A 5618-nucleotide genomic window follows, 5' to 3' on the forward strand; every position below is an offset into this window, starting at 1 on the left:
GGTCCGAGCGGGGCGAGGGAGAACGCACGGGTTCTCCCTCGCCCCGCTCGGCGCACCCGCGGCCGGCTTCGGCACGCGCCAACTCCCGCCACCGCACCGTGAAGTGGCGTGTACCCGTCGTATATCCGCCGTTTCCCAGCGGTAGGAAGCACCTTGGTGGCAATCTGCTCAACAGCAGACACGCAAAGTGGCAAGTACGAGGCACGCAGCCGGAGGTGCACGTCCCGTGGCGTCCAATGTCAATCCCACCGTCAGGCGGCGCCGGCTGGGCCAGGAGCTGCGCCGGCTCCGCGAGGTCAAGGGCATGACCGCCGAGGAGGTGGCGGAGCGGCTGCTGGTGTCGCAGTCGAAGATCAGCCGCCTGGAGAACGGCAGGCGCAGCATCAGCCAGCGTGACGTCCGCGATCTGTGCGGGGTCTACGAGGTGGAGGACCAGCGGATCGTCGAGTCGCTGATGCAGATGGCCAAGGACTCGCGCCAGCAGGGCTGGTGGCACGCCTTCGGCGACATCCCGTACAGCGTCTACATCGGGCTGGAGACGGACGCGGAGTCGCTCCGGGTCTACGAACCGCAGATCATCACCGGTCTGCTGCAGACCCGCGCGTACGCCGAGGCGATCGTGCAGGGCGGTTCGCCGGAGTCGTCCGAGCAGGACAACGACAAGCGGGTCGAGGTGCGGCTGCGCCGGCAGAGCCGGATCACCGCGGAGAAGGACCCGCTGCGGCTGTGGGTGGTGCTGGACGAGGCCTCGCTGCACCGGGTCGTGGGGAGCCGGCAGGTGATGCGGGAACAGCTCGAGCACGTCATGGAGCTGTCCCAGCTCCCGCACGTCACCGTGCAGGTGCTGCCGTTCGAGGTCGGCGCGCACGCCGGTATCAACGGGCAGTACTCGATCCTGGAGTTCGCCGACGCGGCCGACTCCAGCGTCGTCTACATCGAGGGCGTCACCAGCGACCTGTACCTGGAGAAGCCGCACGACGTGCAGAAGTACACGGTGATGTACGAGCACCTGCGGGCCCAGTCGTTGAACGTGGAGGCGTCCCGGCAGCGCGTCGAGCGCCTCGCGAAGGAGTACGCGCGCTGAGCACCGACCGGGAGGCGGCGGGATGATACACCGCTGACATGCCGGGCTGGAAGTCTCACCTGGTATATGCCACCCGGTCGAGTGAACGACTGCTCCGGAAGAAGATGTTGGCGAGTAGCGTCGATCACGCCAACCACCAGCGAGGGTTGGCGAAATCCGTTCTGCGGGTCCACGCCGGAACACGCGGGCGGGTGACAGCAACTCAGCATCTGGCTACGGAGCGAACATGGCAATTCGTCTGGGCGCCACGGAAACGTGGACGACGTCCTCCTACACCAACAACAACGGCGCGTGCGTGATGGTCAGGTCGACCACCGAGGCGGCGCTGGAACTGGGGGACACCAAGGTCCCCGAGGGTCCGAAGCTGGCCTTCCCCGCGGACGCGTGGAGCGCCTTCGTGGCCTCGGTCAAGAGCTGACCGGTCCGGCGACCGGCCACCGGACGACGCCGGACCGGCGCGAGCACCACCGACAGGGCCCTCTCGACCAGTTCGCCGTCCTAGCCGAGAGGGCTCGGCCCGTGCCCTCTCGGCTCAGCCCGTCGTACGGGCCACCGGGAAGGACACCGCAGAGGCCGCCGCAGAGGCCACCGGGCAGGCCACGTCACACACCGGGCCCCCGGGTCCGCGCCGCGAACGCCCCGATGCCGATCGGTTCCTCGTCCACGTCGGCGTCTTCCGTCGCCGGGCGGCCTCTCCGCCCGGCGACGGACACGCTCACCCCTGCCCCCGGGGCAAGGCCGACGGTCAGCCGATCGCCTTCTCCACCGCCGCCACGACCTCCGCCGACTCCGGCTCGGTCTGCGGCGAGAACCGGGCGACGACCTCGCCGTCCCGCCCGATCAGGAACTTCTCGAAGTTCCAGCGGATGTCCCCGCTGTGCCCCTCGGCGTCGGCGAACCCGGTCAGCCGCTCGTACAGGGCGTGCCGCCCGTCCCCGTTGACCTCGACCTTCTCGGTCATCGGGAAGGTCACGCCGTACGTCGCCGAGCAGAACTCGGCGATCTCCTCCGCGCTGCCCGGCTCCTGCCCGAGGAACTGGTTGCAGGGCACGCCGAGCACGGTGAGGCCCCGCTCCGCGTACCGCTCGTGCAGCCGCTCCAGACCGGCGTACTGCGGGGTCAGCCCGCACTTGGAGGCCACGTTCACGACGAGCACGGCCCGCCCCGCGTACTGGGCGAGCGAGGCGGAGCCGCCGTTCAGCGCGCCGATCTCGACATCGAGGGGAGAGGTGCCGTTGTTCTTCGCAGTCGTCATGAGCGCGAGCCTAACCCCATGGCGCGGGGCCGGGCGGGCGGGCAGGATCGGTGGGGTCACCGACAGGTCGGGGGGAACCACCGTGCCGATGCCGCCGTACAGCCCCGGCTCCGCCCGGTGGCCCGCGGGCAGTCTGCTGGGGAAGCTGCAGCCCCGGGCCCGGCAGGAGCTGCTCGACCTGGGCGTGGAGACCCGGTTCGAGGCGGGGCAGGTGCTGCTGAGCGAGGGCGCGCACGACCGGCACGTCCTGCTGCTGTCCGGCTTCGCCAAGGTGACGGCGCGCGTGGAGAACGGGGAGGCGTCGCTGCTCGCGGTGCGGGTGGGCGGTGACACGGTGGGCGAGATGGCGGCCATGGACGGGGCGCCCCGCTCGGCCACGGTGACGGCGTGCGGGCCCATGACCGCGCGGGTGCTCCAGCCGGGTGTCCTGCGGGCCCTGCTGATGCGGCGCCCGGACGTGGCGATCGTGCTCACCGGGATCGTCGCCGACCGGCTGCGCTGGGCCAACCGCCGGCGCCTGGACTTCCGCGGCTACCCGGTCAAGGTGCGGCTGGCCCGGCTGCTGGTGGAGCTGGCGACCACCTACGGGCACCCGGTGGGCGGTGGCGTGGTCCTGGGCTGCCGGCTGACCCAGCCCGAGCTGGCCGCGCTCACCGGGGCCGCCGAGACGACGGTGCACAAGGGGCTGCGCGAACTGCGCGAGGAGGGGCTGCTGGAGACCGGCTACGGATCGACGGTCATCCGCGACCTGCCCCGGCTCAGACGGATCGCGGACCTCGCCCCCGAGGAGTAGCGGCGGCTACGACAGCAGCGGCCGCACCACCACCAGCAGCCCGGCACTGACACCCATCACCGCCGTGCACACCACCGCCCCGGTCAGACAGCGGTACTTGCTCACCGCCACCCGGGCCAGGAAACGAACGGTTCCCGACAACTCCAGCCGCTCCCGCGCCACCTCGGCCTCCTCGCCGCCCTCCGCCGGGGCGGCGGGCGGCAGGATGTCAGGGCCGGTCGCCAGGTGGACGAAGCTGTAGCGGTTGGCGCCCCCGGGACGCAGCACCCGGGGGCGCAGGGCGGCGGCGAGGAAGCCCGCCCCGGCGAACAGCGCGCCCAGGAACAGCGCGAGCGGCACACCCGCGAGCACCCCCGGCGCTCCGCCGTCCCGTACGGCGCGCAGGGCGGGCCCGCTCCACCACGGCGCGGTGCCGACCAGGGCCGCCTGGACGGCGGCCAGGACACCGGCCTTGGCGTCCGCGTGCTGGTGGGTGGTCTGCAGCGCGGTGAACATGTACCGCGCCGGACGGCTGTCCCGGTCGGCTCCGGTGGTCGGCATGAGGACTCCTGCGGTCGGTGATCGGCTCCCGCTCTCCATTGGGGCCCGGTCCGCGCGCGGAGATCCGGCATTTCTCCGGGATCGCGGGTGACTTGTTCTCGCCCCCGCGCACCGGAACCCGCCCGTCACTTCCGTGGCCGGCTGTATGTTTCGCACCCTTCCGCATCCCGTATTTAGACGGGGTTTCCCCCCGGGCGCGACGTGTACCACTGGCGTACCGGCGTCCGCATGGTTCGGGGGAGCGGGCGCCGGTGTGCCACGGAGTCCCCGAGGACGTGTGTCTCAGGGTGTGACTCCATTGAAAGAACGGGGAGTTCGAGCATGGGTACCTTCCGTCGCAGGCTGCTGCTGGCGGTCGACGCCAAGGGGTACGGCCGCGTCGACGTCGTGACGCAGCGGCAGTTGCAGGAGGCCATCCAGAAGCTGCTGACGGAGTCGGCCGGCGCGTCCGGGCTGGCGAGGGAACGCTGGGAGACGCAGGTCGGCGGTGACTCGGTGCTCGCCGTGCTGCCGGAGGGCGCCTCCGAGCCGCACCTCGTCGACACGTTCATGCGCCATCTGGACGCGGGCCTGAGGGAGTTCAACCACGGCCGGGTGCGCGAGGCGTGGCTGCGGCTGCGGGTGGCCGTGCACTTCGGTACGGCCGTGCCGGCCGCCAACGGATTCGAGGGCCGGGCCCCGGTCGAGATCGGCCGGATGCTGGACAGCGCCGCGCTGCGCTCGGCCCTGGACGCGGCCCCGGACGCCTGCATGGCCCTCGCGGTCTCCTCGACCGTCTTCAACGACGTGATCAGGGAGGCGTACACGACGGTCCGGGCGCAGGAGTTCCGCGAGGTGCGGATCGAGGAGAAGGAGTACGCGGGACGGATATGGATCCGGGTGCCCGGACACGACGGGCGGGCGCCCGGTCCCGGCACCGTCGAGCCCGCGCAGGGGTGCGCGGAGGGTGGTGAAACTCCGGACGTGCGCCCCCCGGGTACACCAACTGCCCCTGGCGACACAGTAGTTCAAGTCATTTCCGGAACCGTCCACGCTCCGGGTGCCGTCTTCGGGATCTCCAAGTGACACGGAGTGATGACTGAGGATGGACGAGGAACAGAGCGAGCGGGGAGCCGAGGGAACCGGGGGAGCCGAGGAGGCCGAGGAGCCCGGGAGGGCCGAGGGATCCGGGAGGACCGAGGGACCCGGGAAGGCCGACGGGCCCCGGGCCGGACAGGACGCCCCCGAGCAGCCCGACCCGAGCACCCCGGAGCAGCCCGACCCGGCCGCCCCGGAGACCCCCGCGGCGGCTCCCGTGCACCACAACCGCGTCAACCAGTACTTCTACGGAGCCCTCGACGCCCCCGGCGCCCACTTCGGCATCGGCGCCGGCGACTCCGCCAACGCCCGCCGCCGCGCCGTGGGCCGGCTGGACGCGGGGGAGGCGGACGCGCTCCTCGCCCCGTACGTGGAACCCGGCTGCTTCGAGGAGGCCGCCGCCGCCCTGGAGCAGGACGGTGTGGTGGTGCTCGTCGGCCCGCCCGGCATCGGCAAGCGGTCCGCGGCGGTCGCACTCGTGGCGAAGGTTGCCGGGGGCACGGAGTACGTGGTGCTCTCGCCCGGCCGGAGCCTGGAGGACCTCGCCGACGGGCGACGCATGACGTTCGGCAAGGGCGTCGGCTACGTGCTGATCGACCGCATGCACGAGGCCGCCTCGGGCACGACGGACTTCGACTGGCGGCGTGTCCGGGACGCCGTCCGGGACGCCGGCGCCCACCTGGTGATCACCACCGTGCACCCGGTGGAGGGCGACGCCCCCGGCTCCGTACGCCATGTGCCGTGGGAGCTGCCGGACCTGGCCGCCGTCCTGCGGGTGCGGCTGCTGCGGGCGCGGTGCGCCGCGGACACCGTCGAGCGGGCCGCGGCCGGCCTGCCGGAGGGCTGCGGGGTCGCGGAGGTCGCCGAGG

6 protein-coding genes and 1 pseudogene are annotated in these 5618 nt (G+C 72.2%); 5 read left to right on the plus strand and 2 right to left on the minus strand.

The window, feature by feature from the left end:
* Positions 1-226 precede the first annotated feature (226 nt).
* Together B7767_RS11550 and B7767_RS11555 are read left to right on the plus strand one after the other, a co-directional pair.
* Complete coding sequence (locus B7767_RS11550; protein WP_085572124.1) at positions 227-1084, plus strand: helix-turn-helix transcriptional regulator; 858 nt, start codon at positions 227-229, stop codon at positions 1082-1084.
* A gap of 226 nt (positions 1085-1310) precedes the next feature.
* Positions 1311-1502 (plus strand): DUF397 domain-containing protein, encoded by a 192-nt coding sequence (locus B7767_RS11555; protein ID WP_030869188.1) that lies wholly within the window; start codon positions 1311-1313, stop codon positions 1500-1502.
* A 327-nt stretch (positions 1503-1829) separates the two neighbouring features.
* Here the strand turns inward: B7767_RS11555 and B7767_RS11560 are convergent, their stop codons facing one another.
* Complete coding sequence (locus B7767_RS11560; protein ID WP_085572125.1) at positions 1830-2339, minus strand: glutathione peroxidase; 510 nt, start codon at positions 2337-2339, stop codon at positions 1830-1832.
* 88 nt (positions 2340-2427) lie between these two features.
* Between B7767_RS11560 and B7767_RS11565 the strand changes: the two genes are divergently transcribed.
* Entirely contained in the window at positions 2428-3132 is a 705-nt protein-coding gene (locus B7767_RS11565) for a Crp/Fnr family transcriptional regulator (protein ID WP_085572126.1), read from the plus strand.
* Between the two features lie 6 nt (positions 3133-3138).
* Here B7767_RS11565 and B7767_RS11570 read toward each other — a convergent pair whose 3' ends face one another.
* Complete coding sequence (locus tag B7767_RS11570) at positions 3139-3672, minus strand: Pycsar system effector family protein (RefSeq protein WP_085572127.1); 534 nt, start codon at positions 3670-3672, stop codon at positions 3139-3141.
* Between the two features lie 321 nt (positions 3673-3993).
* On the opposite strand from B7767_RS11570, the gene B7767_RS11575 reads away from it, so the two are divergent.
* Both B7767_RS11575 and B7767_RS11580 read left to right on the plus strand, forming a co-directional pair.
* Positions 3994-4737, plus strand: coding sequence for a hypothetical protein (locus B7767_RS11575; RefSeq protein WP_085572128.1), 744 nt, complete (start codon positions 3994-3996; stop codon positions 4735-4737).
* Positions 4738-4756: 19 nt separating this feature from the next.
* A pseudogene (locus tag B7767_RS11580) lies at positions 4757-5618 on the plus strand (hypothetical protein); the annotation flags it as partial.

This window comes from Streptomyces sp. 13-12-16 (assembly GCF_002114215.1).
GTDB lineage: Bacteria > Actinomycetota > Actinomycetes > Streptomycetales > Streptomycetaceae > Streptomyces.